Origin of the sequence: Ralstonia soli (genome assembly GCF_023955655.1) — a bacterium.
Lineage (GTDB): Bacteria > Pseudomonadota > Gammaproteobacteria > Burkholderiales > Burkholderiaceae > Ralstonia > Ralstonia soli.
In genome coordinates this window covers 1-1,060 of record NZ_JAMXHT010000028.1, presented here as the reverse complement: position 1 = coordinate 1,060, position 1,060 = coordinate 1, and the positions used below count along the sequence as shown (strand labels likewise).

Below are 1,060 nucleotides of genomic sequence, written 5' to 3'. Positions count from 1 at the left end.
CCAACATGCCCACCGTGATCACCTCTGTATCCCCTGCTCAAAGATTGAGCAGGACATTCAATCACGTGGGTCAAATTTCGATGCAAATCACCCCGCCAAGTGGGTCAATTCTGCTCGCGCGTTAACAGGCGAACTCGAGGACGAGTGTTTCTCGTATCACGCACGGTATCGCCCGTGCAACCGCGCCGACGTGCTGTTCATCCGGCCCCTGGAACAAGAGCAGCCGGCCAGCATGTGCCGGACGAGCCCTAACGATGGAAGGCCCATGGACCCGTCCTAAGGAGCGGTTGTCTGACTGCGCCTTCACCTCGACTCGATTGACCTCGGTCCCGCCCTCAATGTCACCAGCCTCAATTCGCTCGACTTGATGCCGCATCCCGGCCTGTAGGCTATGGAAAGCGTTGCGCAAGTTTGTAATGGCCGCGGATTGAGTCACCCCGGCATTCGCGCCCAACGAGTCCAGTGATTTTTCGACGGCAGCGAACCTTTGCTCGTTGTCCTTCTTCCATTGGGCGATCGACTCGGGATCCCCAATCGCGAACATGCGCAAGACCGTCAGGTCCGCGCGCATGAGGAGGCTGTCAATCTCTGCAATCGTCGATGCGTTGCGAAGGTCCTTCTGGTAAATCGCAGCGGCGTAGTCGCTTGCCCGCCCAAGTTCGATAAGCAGATAGGTGCCCAAGCCCAGCATTCCACACACTAGTAAAGCAATGATCGACAACAACTTGTTCCGAACGGTCACGAGTTCGAAACACTGCGGCTGTTTCTGCGGCTTTACGCCATGCCGATGGTCCTCGGCCCCGTGGTGTTCCTTGCCGGATTCTGCGTCAGCGGTTCACAGGTTGGCCTCAATGGCCTTGCGGCCGCGCACTAAGCCGTGACTCATAGGAACTCTTGGAGGATCCATAGAGGCGCGGAGGCGCGGAGGCGCAACAGCACCTCCGACGCCTAGAGTCCGCTTTGACTTCCCTCATCCTTTATAGGGCAGCACAGTCGGTCCAACCAAGGTGCCTCTTAACTACAGCGTGTATTTGAACATCAGCATCGGCAGCCAACGCTG

At 57.7% G+C, this 1,060-nt stretch carries 1 protein-coding gene; it reads right to left on the bottom strand.

Going from position 1 to position 1,060, the window contains the following annotated elements; translation table 11 throughout:
* Window positions 1-121 precede the first annotated feature (121 nt).
* Window positions 122-742 carry a Tar ligand binding domain-containing protein gene (locus tag NG900_RS26530; protein ID WP_315862394.1) on the bottom strand — a complete coding sequence of 207 codons (621 nt, stop codon included), beginning with the start codon at window positions 740-742 and terminating at the stop codon, window positions 122-124.
* Window positions 743-1,060 lie beyond the last annotated feature (318 nt).